This window comes from Rhodococcus sp. 66b, from assembly GCF_002076325.1.
Classification (GTDB): domain Bacteria; phylum Actinomycetota; class Actinomycetes; order Mycobacteriales; family Mycobacteriaceae; genus Rhodococcus_F; species Rhodococcus_F erythropolis.
Window position 1 is genome coordinate 420,276 of record NZ_MUZB01000003.1, and the last position, 19,818, is coordinate 440,093.

At 62.1% G+C, this 19,818-nt stretch carries 17 protein-coding genes; 6 read left to right on the top strand and 11 right to left on the bottom strand.

From position 1 onward, the window contains the following. Positions 1 to 116 precede the first annotated feature (116 nt). The 9 genes from B0E55_RS07660 to B0E55_RS07700 form a co-directional block, all read right to left on the bottom strand. Positions 117 to 1,031: an SMP-30/gluconolactonase/LRE family protein gene (locus B0E55_RS07660; protein WP_080909402.1), complete on the bottom strand. Its 915-nt coding sequence runs from the start codon at positions 1,029 to 1,031 to the stop codon at positions 117 to 119. 31 nt (positions 1,032 to 1,062) lie between these two features. After that, positions 1,063 to 2,262, bottom strand: a complete 1,200-nt coding sequence (gene zigA / locus B0E55_RS07665) for a zinc metallochaperone GTPase ZigA (protein WP_080909403.1) — start codon at positions 2,260 to 2,262, stop codon at positions 1,063 to 1,065. A 98-nt stretch (positions 2,263 to 2,360) separates the two neighbouring features. Next, positions 2,361 to 2,999 carry a nitrile hydratase subunit beta gene (gene nthB, locus B0E55_RS07670; RefSeq protein WP_019746133.1) on the bottom strand — a complete coding sequence of 213 codons (639 nt, stop codon included), beginning with the start codon at positions 2,997 to 2,999 and terminating at the stop codon, positions 2,361 to 2,363. Between the two features lie 26 nt (positions 3,000 to 3,025). Then, positions 3,026 to 3,649: a nitrile hydratase subunit alpha gene (gene nthA / locus B0E55_RS07675; protein ID WP_080909441.1), complete on the bottom strand. Its 624-nt coding sequence runs from the start codon at positions 3,647 to 3,649 to the stop codon at positions 3,026 to 3,028. Positions 3,650 to 3,722: 73 nt separating this feature from the next. Continuing rightward, positions 3,723 to 5,288, bottom strand: coding sequence for an amidase (locus tag B0E55_RS07680; RefSeq protein ID WP_080909404.1), 1,566 nt, complete (start codon positions 5,286 to 5,288; stop codon positions 3,723 to 3,725). Between the two features lie 114 nt (positions 5,289 to 5,402). Beyond that, on the bottom strand, positions 5,403 to 6,809 hold the full coding sequence (locus B0E55_RS07685) for a substrate-binding protein (RefSeq protein WP_080909405.1): 1,407 nt from the start codon (positions 6,807 to 6,809) through the stop codon (positions 5,403 to 5,405). 45 nt (positions 6,810 to 6,854) lie between these two features. Further along, positions 6,855 to 7,223 (bottom strand): ArsR/SmtB family transcription factor, encoded by a 369-nt coding sequence (locus B0E55_RS07690; protein ID WP_019746129.1) that lies wholly within the window; start codon positions 7,221 to 7,223, stop codon positions 6,855 to 6,857. Positions 7,224 to 7,338: 115 nt separating this feature from the next. Next, positions 7,339 to 8,400 (bottom strand): aliphatic aldoxime dehydratase, encoded by a 1,062-nt coding sequence (oxdA, locus tag B0E55_RS07695; RefSeq protein ID WP_080909406.1) that lies wholly within the window; start codon positions 8,398 to 8,400, stop codon positions 7,339 to 7,341. Between the two features lie 204 nt (positions 8,401 to 8,604). Beyond that, a complete protein-coding gene (locus B0E55_RS07700) occupies positions 8,605 to 9,585 on the bottom strand; it encodes a helix-turn-helix domain-containing protein (RefSeq protein WP_080909407.1) in 981 nt (326 codons plus the stop codon). Between the two features lie 175 nt (positions 9,586 to 9,760). Between B0E55_RS07700 and B0E55_RS07705 the strand changes: the two genes are divergently transcribed. From B0E55_RS07705 to B0E55_RS07715, 3 genes are read left to right on the top strand one after another with little or no spacing between them, the layout of a single operon-like run. After that, positions 9,761 to 10,396, top strand: a complete 636-nt coding sequence (locus B0E55_RS07705; protein WP_007735239.1) for a TetR/AcrR family transcriptional regulator C-terminal domain-containing protein — start codon at positions 9,761 to 9,763, stop codon at positions 10,394 to 10,396. Between the two features lie 36 nt (positions 10,397 to 10,432). After that, positions 10,433 to 11,938 carry a class I adenylate-forming enzyme family protein gene (locus B0E55_RS07710; RefSeq protein WP_080909408.1) on the top strand — a complete coding sequence of 502 codons (1,506 nt, stop codon included), beginning with the start codon at positions 10,433 to 10,435 and terminating at the stop codon, positions 11,936 to 11,938. 10 nt (positions 11,939 to 11,948) lie between these two features. Continuing rightward, on the top strand, positions 11,949 to 13,640 hold the full coding sequence (locus B0E55_RS07715) for an acyl-CoA dehydrogenase family protein (protein WP_080909409.1): 1,692 nt from the start codon (positions 11,949 to 11,951) through the stop codon (positions 13,638 to 13,640). Here B0E55_RS07715 and B0E55_RS07720 read toward each other — a convergent pair. After that, on the bottom strand, positions 13,637 to 14,515 hold the full coding sequence (locus tag B0E55_RS07720) for a LysR family transcriptional regulator (RefSeq protein ID WP_080909442.1): 879 nt from the start codon (positions 14,513 to 14,515) through the stop codon (positions 13,637 to 13,639). The two genes, B0E55_RS07715 and B0E55_RS07720, sit on opposite strands and share 4 nt — an antisense overlap. Positions 14,516 to 14,661: 146 nt before the next feature. Here B0E55_RS07720 and B0E55_RS07725 point away from each other — a divergent pair, with 146 nt between their 5' ends. From B0E55_RS07725 to B0E55_RS07735, 3 genes are read left to right on the top strand one after another with little or no spacing between them, the layout of a single operon-like run. Beyond that, positions 14,662 to 16,032 carry an MFS transporter gene (locus B0E55_RS07725; RefSeq protein WP_080909410.1) on the top strand — a complete coding sequence of 457 codons (1,371 nt, stop codon included), beginning with the start codon at positions 14,662 to 14,664 and terminating at the stop codon, positions 16,030 to 16,032. Then, positions 16,032 to 17,747, top strand: coding sequence for an acyl-CoA dehydrogenase family protein (locus tag B0E55_RS07730; RefSeq protein WP_080909411.1), 1,716 nt, complete (start codon positions 16,032 to 16,034; stop codon positions 17,745 to 17,747). Before B0E55_RS07725 ends, B0E55_RS07730 begins: the two co-directional genes overlap by 1 nt. Then, entirely contained in the window at positions 17,744 to 18,973 is a 1,230-nt protein-coding gene (locus tag B0E55_RS07735; RefSeq protein WP_080909412.1) for a CaiB/BaiF CoA transferase family protein, read from the top strand. The genes B0E55_RS07730 and B0E55_RS07735 overlap by 4 nt, the downstream gene beginning before the upstream one ends. Here the strand turns inward: B0E55_RS07735 and B0E55_RS07740 are convergent. Continuing rightward, entirely contained in the window at positions 18,895 to 19,689 is a 795-nt protein-coding gene (locus tag B0E55_RS07740) for an LLM class F420-dependent oxidoreductase (protein WP_080909443.1), read from the bottom strand. The genes B0E55_RS07735 and B0E55_RS07740 overlap by 79 nt on opposite strands. Positions 19,690 to 19,818 lie beyond the last annotated feature (129 nt).

Here is a 19,818-nt window from a genome sequence, read left to right on the forward strand (position 1 = left end):
GTGTAGAACTGTTGACAGTTTTCGGACAAGCGGCCGCTGCGCTGCGGGCATGCCTTCAAATCAGCGTGATTTTAAGTATCGCCAGGTCGGAGAATCCCGTCTCGAAGAGAACGGAGTTACCGAACCAGTGCGAGTTCGACGCCCGCCGGAGGTACCAGGCGGCGCAGTGTCCCGTCGAAGCCGGTGACGTAGAGCGCCCAGCCGTCGCCGTCCCGGCCGATACGCACTGAACTCGGCCCGGTCCACCCACCCGACAGACCCGAAGCGACGACGCAGGACTGCCCGGTCTCGGGATCTACACGATAGATCGCGCCCTCGAGGTGAGCAGCGACGTAGAGCATCCCATCCCGCGACACGGTCAGATCGTCGAGACCGGGTACCGGGCTCGGGACGGTTGCGACAACGGCCCACGCATCAGGGGTATCCACAGGGACTCGAATGATCTGACCTGTGAACAGATCATCGGTGTACACGGCTCGATGATCCGGACTGAGCGCGAGCCCCTCCGAACGTGGCACTGCGGCCCAATTGGGTACGACGGTTCGGGAGTCATGTTGATAGCGCGACACGCCCTTCGACGGGCCGCCCTCCGTTCCGACCCACGTCGTCAGAAGATCGCCGTCAGGTAGGCGGAGCAAGCCGTTGCCCGCGAAGTCGGCGGGCGCGGACAGCTGATCCGTCGTGGTGTCCAGTTGCCACAGCTTGCCGTCCTGTCTGGTGAGGAAGGACAGCCTCGAACCGTCGAGCTGCAAACCGCCAGGAGCAGCCATGCCGTCGAGGACGGTTCGTACCTGTCCTTCGGCGTCGACGTGATAGATCTTCGACTCGCCGGAGAGGTAGAACCCGCCGTTGTCATCGGTCTCGAGGTTTTCGAGCTGTTCCAACCCTTGGGCTACGGTCTCGACCTGCCAGTCGCCGCACATCGGCGCGGTTGTCCAGGTGGCCTCCGCCGGCGTCGCCGCGGCAGCGGTCCCGGCTGCGATTGCCGCGACGATCAACAACGCCCGAGTTCGGTTGCGTGATAGCCCCATTGCGCACAACTTACGGCAAATCGGACCAATATCAAACGGTCTGGTCGGTATAGCCGACGCCCAGGGGGTCGCTCCAGGTGGTCCACACGTCTGGCCCGAGTTCGATCTCGGCTGTGGTGAGTAGACACGCGTCGAATTCTCGGTGCAGTCGAGACGGGTCGATGGATTGGCCGATGAAGACGAGTTCTTGTCGGCAGTCACCGACAGGTTCTTCCCACTTGTCGAGGATTCCGTCGCGACGGTAGTCGTCGGCCGGCCACTCGTCACGGGGTAGAAACTTCCACCAACGGCCGACGTATCCGTGGCGAATGAGATGACCGGCCTGAGAAATACTCCCGATCTCGGTGAACCGACCGGCATTCCAGTAGTAGCCCTTGGCCCGAAGTAACTTTCCGTTGGTCCACTCGCTGCTCAGGAAATCATGCAGGCGTTGTGGGTGGAAGGGCGCGCGCTCGCGGTACACCACCGAACCGATTCCGTACTCCTCGGTTTCGGGGGTGTGTTCACCTTGGAGTTCTTGTAGCCATCCAGGGGCCTGAGCAGCTTTCTCGAGCGAGAACAAGCCGGTATCGAGAATCGTGTCGAGTGGGATACGGCCGAGAGTCATCGGAACTATCGCAGCAGTTGCGTTCAAAGATCGTAGGACCGCGGTCAATTCGACCAGGTGCTGTTGCGAGACGAGATCGGCCTTGCTCACCAGGATGACATCGGCAAATTCGATCTGATCGACAAGCAGATCCGCGATGTCTCGTTCATCTTCCGGGGCATCGGCTTCGACGCGACCCCCAGCCGTGTAGTCGCGCAGAAAACTGTTGCCGTCGACGACTGTGACCATGGTGTCGAGTCGGGCGACGTCGGCCAGGGCATGGCCGTCGGTATCGATGAAGGTGAACGTCTCCGCGACGGGCAGCGGTTCGGAGATGCCCGAAGATTCGATGAGAAGGTAGTCGAATCGGCCATCGGCGGCCAAGGCGCTTATCTCGGAAAGAAGATCCTCTCGCAGAGTGCAGCAGATGCAGCCATTGGTCATCTCGACCAGTTTCTCCTCGGAGCGACTGAGCGAGATCTCACGCTCGACTTCTGCACTGTCGATGTTGATTTCGCTCATGTCGTTGACGATCACCGCAACCCGGCGGCCCTCCCGATTGCGCAGGATCTCGTTGAGTAGCGTCGTCTTCCCGGCGCCCAGGAAACCTGAAAGCACCGTGACCGGAAGTCGTGTGTCGACCATGATTTCCAGTGTCCTTCCGAATGAGTGAATCGTTGTGATCAGGCGGCGGTCACGCGAACCGCTGCGATCGCGTGACCGCCGCCTGGAATGCTGGAAGATCAGGCCGCAGGCTCGAGGTAACCCTCGAAGAGGTCGACAACGACGCTTCCGCCGTCGGTGTCGCTGCCGAACAATTCCTCCGCAGCGAACGTCACGTGGTAGGTGGGTTCTTCGCCGGCGTCGTTGCGGCCGTGACCGATTGCGTCGGGGAACGGCCACTTCTCTGTGGTCCGGTGAGCGATAGTCCCCACCCGTCCTCGGCAGTAAGCAGGCATTCGAATATGCCCGGGAACGTATTCGTCTCGCACACGTACTCGCTGACCGACCTCGAAGGTGGTTGTGTCGATGCGAGCCGGTCGGCCTTCGGATTCGCTTGGCCGTGAGAGTGGGAACGGTCCTCCTGCAAGGCTTTCGAGCTCTTCCTGCGTCAGGATTCCCTTTTCGACCATCAGTGCCGCGACGCCGATGACGTACCGCTCGTAGTACGGGGTCATCATGTAGTGGCGGGGCTCCATCCGCTCGACGACGTATCGAACTTCGTCGACGCTGAAGGCCCCGAGTTCGGCGACACCGGCGAACATCAGGCTGTACGGCAGGTGCTCCCACTCGGCGTGGAAGGTGGGGCCGATGTCGGCGTTGACGGTATGCGGGACTTTGCCGAAGCCTTGAACTCCGGCAAGATCGTGTACTCCATCCATGGTGTGCTTCTTTCTTGTCGGGGTGGTCAGACGGTGGGGACCTGCGGGACTGCGACGCCGATCAGGCAGTCCTTGGTGACGACTTCCTGCAGTTGTTCCTGGCTCCAGCCTTCGGTGCCTGCGGGACGTTGCGGTAGGACCATGTACCGAGTTTCGGCGGTGGTGTCGTAGACGCGGATCTCGACGTCCGACGCGATCTCGGTTCCCATCTCGGAGAGAACCTTCCGTGGCTCGCGGACCACGCGTGCACGGTATTCGAAACTCTTGTACCAGGTCGGCGGCAGACCGAGGATGGGCCACGCGGTGCATGAACACAGCGAGCACACGATCACGTTCTTGAGGGTCGGGGTGTCTTCGACTGCCACGATGTATTCGCCCTGGGGGCCCAGATATCCGTACTGGGCAACCGCGGCGGTACCGTCGGTGAGAAGCAGTTGCCGGAAATCGGGGTCGGTCCAAGCCCGCGCGACCAATTCCGCTCCGCGCCTTGGACTGAAGTCCTCCTCGAAGGTCTTCTTCCATCCCTCGACGTAACCGTCGGGTACCAATCCCTTACCGTCGAGTGCGCGGAACAGGGCCCACGCGCGATCGGAGACCGGCGCCTGGGCCGGTGCGGCGTTCTCCGTTGTGTGGTCGATCGTTACTGACATCTGGTTCACCTTTTCTATGCGGGCTGATCATGTGTGAATCGGTGGAATTTTTTGTGCAAGTGCGGATACAGGACTAGGTGAGGCTGAGTTGTGGTGCAGAGTCGGAGATGTGGTCGGCAGGCGTCGGAAACGCGCCGCGAAGCTTTTCGAATGCGCGCCCGACTCGGAGGACCGTCGCATCGTCGAAGGTCTTGCCGGTGATCATCATTCCGACCGGAAGCCCGTTTACCAGGCCGGCCGGAACGGACAGGGACGGATGTCCGGTCACGTCGAATGGTGCCGTGTTGGCGATCATCCCGAGAGCCTTCGTGATGAAGGTTGCACGATCCACGTCCTTCGCCGGCAATTCGGATGCGACGTAGGGCAGTGTGGGCATCACCAGGACGTCGAATTGTCTCAAGGCAGTGTCGTAGGCGGCGCGGGCGAGCGGTACGAGGTTCCGGGCTTTGCCGTAGCTCGCGCCGCCGAGGGTGGTGATGCCGTGGTGGCCGGTCAGGGCCACTAGTTTGACGGTTTCGGACAGAGCGTCGGCGTGCTGAATGCGTCGAGAAGCAAAGTATGCCATCAGTTCCGGATCGTACAAACCTTCGGCGTTCATGCCGTATCCGTTGCCGTCCAACATCTGGTAGGCACCACCGTCCGTGGCGATCACGTTCCAGATGTGGAAAGCATGCAGGTGCCACGGGATGTTTACTTCCTCTACCGTGCAACCGATTTCGGTCAGACTGTGTGCCGCTGCGCGGACTGCGTCGTCGACCTCGGGCTGTGAGACCGCGTGCCCGAAACCTTCTCGAACGATCCCGATTCGCAGACCATCCACATCGGAGTCGAGAGTGGACAGATAGTCACCTGCTTCGACGCTGTCGGCTTGGCGTGGGTCGTTACCGTCGCGACCGGCGATGACCGAGAGCATCAGTGCGGCATCGTGGACCGTGCGTGTGATCGGGCCGAGATGGTCGATTGTCCGCTCGATGGGAAATGCACCGGTATACGGGACGAGCCCGAACGTCGGCTTGTGTCCGACGACGCCGCAGAATGCCGCCGGTATCCGGATCGATCCGCCTTGATCCCCGCCGATGGCAAAATCGACGTCACCGTTTGCAACGAGAGCTGCACTGCCACCGGATGATCCACCTGCTTCACGCTGTGAGTCCCATGGATTGCGGACCGGTCCGCTTGCCGGTGTGAAGCTCGAACCGGAGAAACACAGGTCCTCACACACAGCTTTGCCTGCGACGGTTGCACCGGCCGCCAGTAGTCGAGTGACCACAGTTGCGTCGCGAGACGGAGTGAATCCCTCTACCGTCCGAGATCCGTTCATCATCGGAACTCCGGCCACGGTCACGTTGTCCTTGATCGCCACGCGTCGGCCGGTCAGGACGCCGTCCGACGTCGGCGGGATGCTTGTGGTCACATACCAAGCGCTCAAGGGGTTTTCGTTCGCAGTTGGCACCACATGCTCGCGTGACGTGGTCGGCGGGGTTGCCTCGTCGGCGTACAACTGGTCGACGACGTCGTAGGAGCCCAGTGCTCCGTCGATCAATGCCGGCCACTCGAGCCGGGCTGATTGGTCGAGAGTGATGCCGTAATGCCTTGCAGCGGTGTCTATTGCATTGTCGTCAGGTCGGATTGTCGCCATGAGAAGTGTGCTCCTGATGTGATCGGCTTCACTTGTCTTTCAGACTAGGGCCGGATCAGTAATTGCGTCAATAGGTATCGACATATTGACTCGTTAAGTTCGGGTTACGCGCGCTCAGAGAGAGCGGGGGTACAGACGCCCATGGCGTGATTCAGCGATCAGAATCGGCCGATGCAGTGGAACGCCGGTGTCCGTCGAGCTTTTCGACGTTGTGACAAGCTGCCGAAGTACTGTTTCCGGATCGCTTGCCGACGTTCGTTCGACTGCGCGTGCGTAAGCGACGATCGCTTCGTACGTTGTCTCCGACAGAGAGCTGAGCGGAGGCAGGAGTTCGTTCGAGCTTGCGCTGTATCGCTTTTCGAGGTCGTGCTCGCCGGCTGCGGATTGAAAGTAGCCGAATGCCGCCCAGACTCCGTCGGCATCGGAATTGCCGATGAGCTGCTGAGTGGCCTCGTCGAGGACCAGCGCAAACGTCCGCGTGGTGGCCCGCAGTCCGTGCTGGGCGCATTGCCGTTCGAAGAAGACCTCGTCATGGCCCACCAGGGTGGAAAGAATCAGTTCGGCCCCGGAGTCGATTATCGACTCGATGATCCGTGAGAAGTCGGTTGTTCCCAACGGTACGTAGACTTCGCCGGCCACCGAACCTGTGGATTCGGCGATCACACGCCGAGCCGCCCAATGTGCTCCGAACGACCACGAATACTGCTGACCGACCAGGAACCAAGTGCGAGAACCGGTCTCGGACATCATTGCGGGTATGCCCGCTCGCGTCTGGTCGAGTGGCCGCTCACCCAATCGAAGGATCCCCGGACGCGATCGACCTCCTTCGTTGAGAACTGTGTGCACCAACAACACACCGGTGTTTTGCAACGCAGATGCAGCGGCATTGAAGGTCGACGACGTCACGCACGCAAAAATGGCGCGACATCCGCTTTTCACCAATCGCAGTGCGGTCGCCGCTCCGGCCGCCGAGTCGGAAGCGTCATCGCCGATCACCAAGTCGACGAGAACGCCGCCGACACCGCCGTCGGCATTGATCTCTTCGACCGCCAGGGCAGCGAGTGTTTCTGTGGCCTGGGCGAATACAGCCGCCGAGCCGGATTTGCTGACCAGCAGTCCGATCCGATGTCGGTCGGAGCGCGGAGGTTCGGGTGGAGCAAATCCGCGCTTGTTGGCAAGCCAGGAAATGCCGTCCTGATCGAGGCTGGACTCGAGAACGAGTCGGGTGCCGGTGCCGTCGGGAAAGAACCGGATCGTCAGACGGCCGCGCCACGGTTGGTGGTGCACGATCACGACCGAGCGGCCCCGCTTCACGCCGGCGACGTACCCCAACAGAGTGATCGGCATTCCGGCTACATCTGCGCGTGAGCCGTCGCCGACGGGAAGGGAGATGGCGACGGCGGCCCCGACCGTCAGTTGCTCACATTCGAGTTCGAGCAGTTGCCCCGTTTCGAAGCGCTCGAAGGCTGACCCTGGTGGGTCCGTCGTCACGATCTGTGCCGTTACGGAGAGACCTGGCACGTTCTACTTCCTGCCTGAAATAGATGCTGGGGCTCAAACAGGGCCTCAAGCCCGGCGACGCACCGAAGCCGCGTCGGAATCCTCAGTCGCCGTGGTCGGCAACTCGGAGGTATTCGAACCTGCTTCCAGTGCTCGCCCGAGGACGTCGCGCAGGAACTGGAGTGCATCGTTGGCGGGCCCAGACGGATCGATCGAAAACAAGCGATGACGTCCTTGACGGCGTTCGACGATAACTCCGGACAGCCGCAGCGCCTTGAGATGTGTGGATACCGTGGTGCGACCGACCGTCGAAATTTGATCGCTGATGAAGCCTGCGTTGCATTCGCCGTGGGTAGCCAGAGTGTCGAGAATCTGTCGGCGCACCTGGTCGGCCAGCACAGCAAAGGCCAACTCTTCGTTTCGTTGAGTAGTCACTGTGTGCTGTCCGCGCTTCCTCGATGGCCTCTACTGAGATATGTCGACACTCGTCAACATATCTCGAGTTGCCTCCGAGGGAAAGAACGTCGCCGAAGATTTCCGGCGGCTTCGGTCAGTGCGCGGCGGTGGTCACCGCGTCGCGCAGCATCCCGGTCCCGGGATGGCAGTTGATGTACTCGTACAGCTGATCGGCGGCATCGAATACCGAGACCTCATGGTAGAGACGTAATTTCGACAGGCCCTCGGCGACCCGGAAGAACGTCGTGAAGATCCGCAGATGGGTCGGGTGGGATTCCGACCACCGCTCGAGTTGGTCGAGTGAGGCCCAGTGACCGATGTTGTAGCTCAGGTCGAGGAAGTTTCCGTCGATGTCGATATTGCGTACGAAACGGTTGCTGTAGCACCCGACGGCCGGGCCGTTGTCGCGGAGGAAGTCCATGCCCGATTGAAGAGTGGGCAGGATTTCGTCGAGGTAGAGGCTGCGCTCGTCTGCTTCCGCGTCGGCCCAGTCCTGCCCGGATCTGATCAGTGCGATGTTGTCGTGTCCCCGCACTACTACCCGCCCACCTGCGGCGGGGTCACCGGCGACGACCCGTAGTTCGCCCGAGGCCTGCATCCAGTCGGTCTGAGAGATCGGAAAGCGCTCGCGCATCGAACCCCAGTAGCCATGCTCGTTGATCTCGCCGCTGACACCGTCCATGACGGCTCCCACTCCGGGGAGATCGTCCTGGAACGCGTAGAGCGTCTCGAATTGTTCGGCTCTCGGTGCCACGATCTCCCGGAAGAACCCCAATCCGTCGGACAAGCGGTCCTCGGACTCCCACCAGGAGGCCACCGGAGCTGATGCGCTCCAACGATGTTGGGAAGAAACATCTTTCCAGTACCCGACCACGATCAGATTCTCGTAGCCCTGGTTGTCGATGTGGTGGGTCAGATCGTGATGTGCCGGTCCGTCCGGCAAGTCGAAGCCGGCGACAATATCCCGCATGGACTGCAGTGCTGCCGAGCGCTGATCCTCGCCGCGGAACTGCACGCCGAGATAGCCCATCGCGACCTGGTGCAATGTGTCGTCCGCACGCCCGACCCACATGGGAAATGGTGGCGAATAGGTATCCGGAACGCGCCTGGTCAGCGTGCGCGGGCATTGAAGATGTTCACCGATTGCAGATTCCATGAGTGCTCCCTGTGATGTAGGTGGTCGGATCGGGTGCCTGGCACTTGGCAACGCCGTGCCGAAAATCTACGCCCGCGAGGCCGAGCAAACTTGGCCGTCAGCGCCCGATACTTGGCCTACCGCGCCGAGAATTGTGGATAGGCGTCGGCGACAGAACGTTTTGAACATCATGTTGAATGGGTAAGTGTCCGAGGATGTTACAGATCAGCGAGCAGTACTTGTGGGGGCCACTGCTTGCGACCGGTATTGCCGCGGGCTGATCCCGAACTCCGCCTTGAATGCGCGACTGAAGGCGGCCAGGTCGGTGAATCCCCAGCGGTGAGAAATCTGGGTCAGCGACCGCTCTATGCCGTGGCGTTGCACGATCTCACGACGGCAACCGTCGAGTCGACGGCTGCGAATCGAACGCGACACCGTTGTGCCGTGTTCGGCGAAGGCTCGGTGCAACTGGCGAATGGAGACTTTGACTGATCCCGCGATGTCCACCGGAGACAGGGCCGGGTCAGCGAGGCGGGCGTCTATGGCCGACAGAGCGGATTCGTACAGGCCAGTTCGCCGGGAGACGATCGGACGCGCGGTTGCGTGAAGAACCGACTTGACCAGGCTGCCGATCTCGTTGACGACTTCCTCCTCGTCTCCGCTCGCGTCGGACGTCATGCGGACGGAGGCAAGATCGTGAAGAAAGCGACCCAGCAGGCCACTCAGGCCCGCGTGTCCGTCGAAGGCAATGGCTGTCAAGCTCGTGACCTCCGCGTCGCTGAGGGACAGGTATGACCGTGGCCAGGTGAACACCTCGAGTCCCCAGATGCCGTCGTGTGCGTGTCCCTCGATCTGCCAATCGAAGGGGCGCGTGGTGTCGTACAGGACGTAGTCGCCACGTCGCAGGACGCATTCGCGGGCGTCTTGCCGCACTACCGCGCTACCGCGGCGGATCATGCCAATTTGCAGATAGTCCGCACCGTCACTCTTGATCAGGCTGCTGCTACGGACTATTCGTTGTTCCATCGATTGAACTGCGGACACCCGAACGTGTGCGAGTTGGGCCGAGTGCACGGCCCCGCTGAATCCATCGCCGTCTTCGATATCGGATACGTCGAGCGCGACAAAATGCTCACGCAACAAATCTGCCCAGTCGCCCGTGAGAGTCGTGCGGGTGGGCAGGGAGAAGCCGGATCGCGCGAGCATTGCAGGGCGCCTCCTCGCAGAAAAGCCGAAGTTCTCGGGTGCTCGATGTTCAGAGAGTAATCCCGCACATCGGACATGTCGATAGGAGTCGACATGTCATCACGTCGGGAGAAATTGTTTGCCATACAAACAACGCCGAGTTATTGTTTGTCATACAAACAAGTAGGAGTTCGTGATGGTCACCGAGTCAGTTCCCGCAGCGCGCGCGACGCGTGAGTCGGGCAAGCAGACGCGCATGGCACTGTTCAACGCTGCAACCGAGCTCTTCCTCGAACATGGCGACAGCGTGTCCATCGCGCAGATCTGCACCGCCGCCGGCGCCCATCCAAACCAGGTGACCTACTACTACGGCTCAAAAGAGAAGCTCTTCGTCGAGGTGGCGTGTGCAGCCGTTCTGCGCGCAGGCAAGCGTGCCGAGGTCGATGCCGCCGACGCCGACACCGTGGGCGACTACACCGAGAAGCTGGTCGGATCACTCCTCGGCTCGGGCGCTCCCAGCGTCGAACTGTTCGTGGAAGCGATGATGATGACGGGTCGCCGTGGTGAACTCCGCGATCTGATCTCCGAGACGCTTCGCACTCTGCATTCCTCGGGTGAAACAGCCCTCCTCCGTACCTTGATCCGCACCGGCTGGCAGCTGCGCGCGGGCATCGACGTCGAATCCAAGGCCTTCTGGTCTGCGATCTTCGGCCTCGTCATTCAGAAAACTGCCACCGGCGAGAGCTTCGGTTACTCCCTCGAGGAGGCGGTCGCCGTCATCTTCGCCACTCTCCAGATACCCGACGCCGTACTCAACAGCTCGATGGAATGAACTCTCTTCGAGCGTGATTCTCCGACAAGGACTTCGATGAACATCGTTCGCGTATTCGACAGCAACGTCACCAAGACCCCGGACAAACCCTTCCTGATATTCGACGGTCACGATCACACGTACTCCCAGGTTCAGGACGGAAGTCGACGCGCCGCAGGCTATTTGCAGTCGCTGGGCGTGCAGCCGGGCGACCGCGTCGCGCTGATGTGTTACAACACTCCGGGATTCGTGTACGCGATGCTCGGTGCCTGGCGCTTGGGCGCCGTCGTGGTCCCCATCAACCACAAGATGCAGACTCCGGAAGTTGCCTACGTGCTGGGACACGCGAAGGTGTCGGTGTGCGTCTTCGACGGTGAGTTGGCGCCGGTTGTCGGTCGACTGGAGACAACGGCCAAGCTGATCAGCACGGACTCTGTCGCAGACGGTTTCGACTTCTTCGACGACGCCATCACCCGCCAGGAGGGCGTTGACGGTATCGACATCGACGAGAACGATCCGGCTGAAATCCTCTACACCTCGGGGACCACCGGCTCGCCCAAGGGCTGCGTCCACAGCCACCGCAACGTCGTCGGTGTTGCCGTCACCGCGGCCCTCGCCGTGTCGACGACTCGGGACGAGCGCCTGCTCATGGCCGTCCCGATCTGGCACGCTTCCCCGCTCAACAACTGGTTCATGTCCACGCTCTACATGGGCGGAACCGTCGTGCTGCTGCGCGAGTACCATCCCGTCAAATTCCTGGAAACTGTTCAGGAACAACGTATTACCCTCTGCTTCGGCCCGCCGGTCATCTACACCACTGCACTCAACCTCGTGTCGAACTTTGCCGACTACAACCTCGGAAGCGTTCGTGCGTGGTTGTACGGCGGCGGACCGATCGGCGCGGATGTCGCTCGGCGACTGGTGGAGTCGTACGGCACCACCGAATTCCGGCAGGTCTACGGCATGACCGAGACCGGGCCGGTGGGCACTGTGCTGTACCCCGAGGAGCAGTTGAGCAAGGCGGGCTCGATCGGCCGCGTCGCGCTGGCCGGCGTCGACCTGCGCCTGGTTGCCGATGACGGCACCGACGCGGAGCCCGATCAGATCGGTGAGATCTGGCTGCGCGCCGACACCGTCATGCAGGGGTACCTCGACGACCCCGCTGCCACGAAGGCTGCTTTTGCCGACGGAGGTTGGTATCGCACCGGCGATCTGGCGCGCAAGGATGCGGACGGTTACCTCTTCATCGTCGACCGCGCGAAGGACATGATCATCACGGGCGGTGAGAACGTCTACTCCAAGGAGGTCGAGGACGTGATCTCCGGCCACCCGGACGTCGTCGACGTCGCCGTTGTCGGAAAACCCAACGAAGAATGGGGCGAGACCGTCGTCGCACACGTCGTCTGGCGTGAACCGGATGTCATCAGCGCCGACGACATCAAGGACTACCTCTCGGACAAGTTGGCGCGCTACAAGATTCCGCGTGAAGTCGTGTTCGCGACCATTCTTCCGCGTACACCGACCGGCAAGATCCAGAAGCACCTCATCCGCGCAGCGAGCTGAAAGGCCTGTCATGACTGATATTTCCGAGAAGACCGTCACCCACCCGGCTCCGCATCGCACCCATGCAGTCCTCAACCAGTCGGTACCGCGCACGGACGTCAACGAGTTCCTGCTCGATACGGTCCTGGCCGAAGGGGTCGCGCGCCACGACGCGGATTGGGCCACAAGTGAACTCACCGACATCGGTGAACTGGTCGGCAGTGCCGGGTTCCAGCACGACGCCGAGCTGGCCAACACGGTGATCCCCGAATTGAAGACCTTCGATCGCTGGGGAAACCGCATCGACGAGGTCGAATACCATCCGTCGTATCACCGGATCATCTCTGCTGCCGTAGCGCACGGTGCGCACACCTCTGCCTGGGCTGACCCCAAGCCGGGTGCCAACGTGGCTCGGGCCGCGGCATTCATGCTGTTCTCTCAGGTCGAACCGGGCCACGCGTGCCCAATCTCCATGACGCACGCCGTGATCCCCTCGCTCGAGCTGCAACCGGACGTGGCCGCTCTCTGGACGCCGCGAGCCCTTTCTCGGAGTTACACCCCCGAGTTGGATGCTCCCGGAAAGGCATCCGCGATATTCGGAATGTCGATGACGGAAAAGCAGGGCGGCTCCGACGTGCGAGCCAACACGACCATCGCCAAGCCGGCCGGACGTGGCGGTCCGGGTGCGGACTACCTGCTCACCGGACACAAGTGGTTCTGCTCCGCGCCGATGTCCGACGCGTTCCTGGTTCTTGCTCAGGCCGAAGGTGCTGCCGGTGAGGGGCTTTCCTGCTTCCTTCTCCCCCGCATCCTGCCCGACGGCACGCGCAACGTCTTCCGCATCCAACGTCTGAAGAACAAGCTGGGGAACAAGTCCAATGCGTCGTCCGAGATCGAACTCGACGGCACCGTCGGCACCATGATCGGCGAACCGGGTCGTGGCGTGCGGACCATCATCGAAATGGTGTCCCAGACGCGACTCGACTGCATCCTCGGCAGCACGGCAGGTATGCGTCAGTCGGTCGCCGAAGCGGTGTGGCATGCACGGCACCGCAGCGCTTTCGGTGCCGTCCTGGCAGATCAGCCGGCGATGACCTCGGTGCTTGCAGATCTGGCTCTCGAATCCGAAGCCGCCACCATCACCGCACTACGATTGGCTCGCGCGCAGGACGAGGACGCGGACGAGCAGGAAAAGGCGTTCCGCCGACTAGCGACGGCTGTTGCGAAGTACTGGATCTGCAAGCGCGGCCCGCACCACTCCTACGAGGCACTCGAGTGCCTGGGCGGCAACGGCTACACCGAGGACTTCCCGCTTGCCCGTCGCTACCGTGAGCAGCCCGTCATGGCCGTGTGGGAGGGGTCGGGCAACGTCATCGCGCTCGATGTCCTGCGCGCTATGACCCGTGAACCCGACTCCGTTGCCGCCTTCGACCACGAGGTCAACCTCGCTCGCGGCAACAACCCGGTCCTCGATCATCACCTCGATCGGGTACGACGCCAACTCGGTGAGCTCGCCACGATGGCACCCGCCGACGCCCAGTTCCGCGCTCGGACCGTCGTCGAGGCAATGGCGTTGGCGCTGCAGGCTTCGCTCATGGTGCGCCACTCCCCGGCCGCTTCGTCCGATGCGTTCATTGCCGCTCGCCTCGGCGCCGACCGTGGTCACGAGTACGGAACTCTGCCTGTGGGAACAGATTTCGCGGGAATTATCGCGAGAGCCTAAGGCTGCTCCCTCAGTACCCTGGTGACGGTGTGTACTGCCGGCGTCGGATTGTTGGGTCGCCATGCCATCGCGATTTTCAGCGTGGGCGTGGCCCCGGCGATCGGCAGGTACACGACCCCGTCCATGGACAGATGCGCCGTCGACTCCACGACGACGGCGATCCCGACCCCCGCTCCGACCATGGCCAACAGGCTGTACGGATCGGGGGCTTCGTGCGCGACGGTGGGCGTGAAACCTGCTGTGGCGCAGACGGACAACGTCGCATCGCGCACCACCGAGCCGTGCTCGGCGGGATACATCACGAATCGCTCGGTTGCCAGGTCTTCCGGTGACACCGAGTCCCTGGTACTGAGGTGATGCCTGGCGGGGACCGCGACCATCAAGGTTTCCTCGCGCACAGTGTGAGTCTCGAATCCGCGCGGAATGGGCAGGCCGACTATGCCCATGTCGAGTGTTCCGCGTCGGAGAGCGTCGAGCACCTCACCCGAGTACATCTGCGGCCGTAGGTCCAGTTCGATTCCCGGATGGGAGTCGGCCAGCGATCGTGTGAGGGCCGACAGCACCGTGTAGCCGCCCGTTCCGCCGAAACCCACCGTGACACGGCCTGTTTCCCCGGTCGACGCCGCTGATGCGATATCTCGTACGACGGCGATCTGCGCTTCGATGATTCGTGCGGGCGTGACCAAGGCTTCGCCGGCTGCGGTCAATTGCACTGATCTGGTGGTCCGGATAAACAGGTCGGTGCCGAGTTCGCGCTCGAGCGCCCGAATGGTCTGGCTGAGCGGGGACTGCCCGATGTGGAGTCGCTCGGCGGCCCGGCCGAAATGAAGTTCGTCGGCGACTGCGAGAAACGCGCGCAGCTGACGCAATTCCATGTCGCTCCTCCCGGGTTTCATTATGTGGTTCTTCCACATAAATGAGTCGAACTAAGTCTTGGACTCTACATGGATTTCGGACGATAGTGATTCACGCCTCACATTGCATCCCTTGGTGATGCCCGACGCGAGAATCAGGGAGAACCGTGGATCAACACCCAGGTCAAGACATCAATCCGCCTGAATACAACACCAAACAGGCACGCAAGGCCGGAATCACGGCGTTTGTCGGAACGACCATCGAATGGTTCGACTTCTACATCTACGGAACCGCATCCGCCTTGGTGCTCGGCCCGCTGTTCTTCCCGGATGCGTCGCCGGCGGTGGGAACACTCGCAGCCTTCGCGACTTTTGCCGTGGGATTCGTGGCTCGACCGGTCGGCGGAGTGGTGTTCGGTCATTTCGGAGACAAGTTCGGTCGCAAGAACGCCGTGATCATCACCCTCGCGCTCATGGGGTTGGGAACCGTCGGTGTCGGCCTCCTCCCTACGTACTCCCAGATCGGGATCTGGGCGCCGATACTGCTTGTGGCACTGCGTGTTCTCCAGGGCATTGCCATGGGCGGCGAATGGGGTGGCGCCGTATTGATCGCCACCGAGTTCGCTCCCCCGAAGAAAAAGGTGCTCTACGGTGCGTTTGCGCAGCAGGGTTCACCGGTCGGCAACCTGCTCGCGACGCTGGCCTTCCTCGGCCTGACGTTGATGTCGGATTCCGTGTTCGAGTCGTGGGGTTGGCGTCTGCCGTTCCTCGGATCCGCAGCTTTGGTGATCGTCGCTCTCTACATCCGACTGCACATCTCCGAGACACCCGAGATGAAGAAGGCTGTTGCGGCACAAGAACGTACACGGATGCCGCTGGTCGAAGTGTTGCGTTCGCATCCCGTCGAACTTGCTCTCGGCGTCGGCGCTGTGGTTGCCGGTGTTGCCATCACGTACGTCAAGACAACCTTTGCGCTCTCTTGGGCGACAACGGATCTCGGCTTCGAGCGCAGTGACTTCCTCCTCGTGATCACCGTGGCACTGGTAGCCCAGGCGCTCGTACAGCCTTTCGGCGCTGTGCTGGCCACGCGGATCGATCCGTCGAAAGCGGTCCGCTGGATGCTGCTTCCGGAGATCGTGCTGCTACCACTGATGTTCGTGCTGGTTCAGACGGGCTCCGTGCCCTTGGCGATTCTGGGTATGGTCCTCGCGACGGCGCCTCACGCAATGTATTACGCCGCGTTGGCCGGCATTCTGGCGCAGGTTTTCCCCACCAATGTTCGGTATACCGGCATCTCTCTGTCGTACCAATTGTCGACCGCCGTATTTGCCGGAACGGCCCCGATGGTCAGCCAGTATCTGCTGACGCGAACCAACTCGATCTGGCCGGTCGTCGCTCTTGGGCTCGTGTATGTCGTTCTGTCCCTTGTCTGTATGACTGCTTTGTTGCGCAGGAGTGCTCTGCACGCGCAAGGGCCGGATTCGACGAGTTCCTCGAACATGACCGATGTTTCCACCCTGAAAGGCGTTGACCACTGATGAACTTTGCACACACCGACCCCGCTCTGACAGCGGTAGTGGACAGATGGACCGCCGGGGCGGACCGAGAGACGTTGAACGGATTGCTCGACCGACTGGGCCGAGATGCCGCCGGCCGCTTGTCCGAGCTTGCCGACATCGCAGACAAGAACCCGCCGGTGCTGCAGCAATTCGACAAGGCCGGTGACCGCGTCGACCGGATTTCCTATCACCCGGCCTACCTGGAACTGTGCCGGGCGGCGTACAACGAGTACGGCCTGTCCGCGATGTCGCACCGAAAAGGGTTGCACGGATGGGACTCCGTGCATCCGCCACTCGCGAAGTACCTCGCGTCGTACATCTTCGTGCAGGCAGAGTTCGGGCTGGCCTGCCCGGTGTCGATGACAGATGCTGCCGCGCGGACCCTGCGTATGTTCGGTGATCCGGCCGTGTTCTCGCCCTGGATCGACGCGTTGACGTCGACGGACCCCGAGCAGGCGAAGACGGGTGCGATGTTCATGACCGAGATTCAGGCAGGCACCGACATCGCCTGCACCGAAACACGCGCCGAGCGCGACGGTGACGGATGGGTTCTGACGGGCAAGAAGTGGTTCGCCTCCAACCCGGATGCCGATGTGATCATCACCCTCGCGAGATTCCCGGGCGGACAGGATGGTTCGACGCGTGGAGTTGGAATGTTCATGGTGCCCAAGACCGTGGGATCCGGCGAGCGCAACAACCTCACGATCGATCGTCTCAAGGACAAGCTGGGTACGCGTTCCATGCCGAGCGGCGAGGTGACGCTGAACCGCGCGCACGCACTCCAGGTCGGTGAACTCGATCGAGGGTTCCGCCAGATGGCGGAGATGGTCAACACGTCTCGCCTCTCCAATGCGATGCGTTCGAGCGCTCTCATGCGCCGAGCAGTCCGCGAAGCCGTCGAGCATTCGAAGAGCCGAGTCGTGTTCGGTAAGAAGCTCTTCGACCAGCCGCTGATGCGGGCGACGCTTCTTCCCCTTGCACTCGATGCCGAGGCTTCGCTGGCCCTGGTCGCGTACAGCGCACAGTGTCTTCAGGCAGCAGACGGCGGCGACGAACAGGCGCGCGCACTGATCAGGGTACTGACACCGATCGCCAAACACTTTGTCTGCAAACGCGCGCGGGTGGTCACCGGCGAGGCCATGGAGGTGCGCGGAGGAAACGGCTACATCGAGGAATGGGCCAACGCGCGACTAGTGCGGGATGCCCACTTGGGCTCGATCTGGGAGGGCTCGAGCAATGTCATTGCGCTGGACGTACTTCGGTGCCTACGCAAGTTCAACTCGCACCGCACGGTCGCGGAAGCGATGACGGACATCTTGTCCACCGTCGGACCGGATTGCGAAGCCGGGGCCGGAGTTCTGTTGCGGCGCTGGGAGGAACTGGTAGAGGAAGGAGATCGTCTGATCTCCGGATCTGACGATGCCGCCCAGGCCGCCAGCGCAAAGTATGCCGACGAGCTCGCTCGTACCGTCATGGCGACCCTGCTTTTCGATCTTGCGGATCACGGCATCCGACACGGTAATGGGTACCGGTCACTGCTGGTGGCGAATTCCTACCTGGCCGGTCTTGCCGGGAAGGTGCCGTCGGCTGCGCTCGGCAATCTCGACGTGATCACCGACGGCGGTGACGTCGAGCTGGATGATGCACGTGACGTCGTAGCCGAGTTCCTCTCTGTAGCAGGTGGTCATCGGTGAACTCGCCAACAGGTCCCACACCCCTCGCCGGCGTCCGTGTTCTAGATCTGTCGAAGATCCTTGCCGGGCCGTACGCAACCATGTCGCTTGCCGATCTCGGTGCCGACGTCACCAAGATCGAACACCCTGAAGGCGGCGACCCCACGCGTTCGTGGGGACCTCCCTTCGTCGGGGTAGATGCGGCCTACTACCTCGCGATCAACCGCGGTAAGAAGTCGGTCACGATCGACCTCAAGTCCACCGAAGGACAGGAGATCATCCACCGCATGCTCGAAGAGACCGATGTAGTCGTGGAGAACTTCAAACCGGGCAGCGGATTACAGAAGATCTTCGACTACCAGGCGCTGTCCGAGCGATACCCGCATCTGATCACCCTGCACATCTCTGCCTTCGGTGAAGAAGGACCGCTGCGCGACGAACCGGGGTACGACATGATCGCGCAGGCCGCGGGTGGGCTCATGTCGCTCACCGGTGAACCGGGTGGTGCTCCGATGAAATCCGGGTTTGCGTTGGGAGACTTGGGCGCAGCGCTTTTCGGACTGGTCGGTGTCCTGGCTGCATTGGTCGAGCGAGGCCGGACCGGGCGCGGACAGTACGTAACCACGTCGCTGTACGAGTGCCAACTCGCAATGCACGTGAACTGGGCGACCAGTTACTTCGCCACCGGTGAGCGCCCGACTGCGTTGGGCTCCGGTCATCCGAATCTTGCTCCGTATCAAGCATTTCCTGCCAGCGACGGGTACTTCGTCATCGCTGTCGGCAACGACGCGATGTGGGCGTCGCTGTGCGAGGCCATCGGAAGGAGTGAACTGGTCACCGATCCGCGTTTTGCCCACAACCGCGACAGGGTGGAGAACCGCGAGAGTCTGGAACGAGAACTCACCAGCGCCTTCGCGTCGCAAACCGTCGAACACTGGTGCGCTCTTCTCGCCCAACGCGCCGTACCGGTCTCACCGATCCGGCATCTCGACGAGATCTACTCCGATCCCCACACCGCCGCGCTCGGAATGGTCGGAACCGTCGACCATCCGACGCTCGGACCGTTGAAGCAAGTGGCCTTTCCGGTCAACTTCTCCGGCCAGAGGCCACGTCTGACGTCGGCGCCGCCCGTTCTCGGCGCCGACAACGACGCAGTCCTTGGTACCGCTCAGGCCAGCCCGCTCAACGCAGGCGGCGTGTTGTCGTCGCGCCAACCGATGGCCTCGGCAAGCGTCGTGAGGTCGTAGTCCGGTCCGCTGACGCCGACGGTGAAGAGCGAGACACCGTCGGCGACCAGGTCAGCAGCATTCTCGAGCCCAGGCCACGGAACCGAGTGCTCTACTTCCAGCGGGTTCCGGCCTACGTCGGCGCAATGGTCGGAGAGGATGCCTGACTTGCGCAGGTGTGTCTCGCGGTCACCGAAGCTGTGCCAGACGTCGGCGTACTCGGCGACCAGGCGCAGAGTCTTCTTTTCGCCGCCCCCCCCGATGAGGACCGGGATGTTGCGCGTCGGCGGCGGGTTGCCCTTCGCCAGGCGGCCTGTGATGCGGGGGAGGTATTCGCCCAGCAGTTTCAGCCGTGAACCGGGAGTGCCGAAGTCGTATCCGAACTGGTCGTAGTCCTTCTCGAACCAGCCGGCACCGATTCCGAGGATCAGGCGCCCACCGCTGATGTGGTCGACGGTTCGCGCCATGTCAGCGAGCAGATCCGGATTGCGGTAGCCACCACCGGTGACCAGGGCGCCGATTTCGACGCGTTCGGTCTGCTCGGCCCAGGCGCCGAGCATGGTCCAGCATTCGAAGTGGGCGCCGTCGGGATCGCCGGTCAACGGGTAGAAGTGGTCCCAGTTGAAGACGATGTCCACCCCGGCGTCCTCGGACCGCAAGACGGCGTCGCGTATCAACCCGTAATCGGGTGCGTGCTGGGGTTGGAGTTGAACACCGATGCGTACCGGACGAGTCATGCCACGCTCCTGACGAGAGGAATGGTTGTCTTCTCCCATCATGGCCGGGTGTGCGCGGTACCGCTACCGCCGCCGTCGGTGACGGGTTTGCCCGCTCTTGTACCCACCCCTTTTCGAGCGAACGGTACT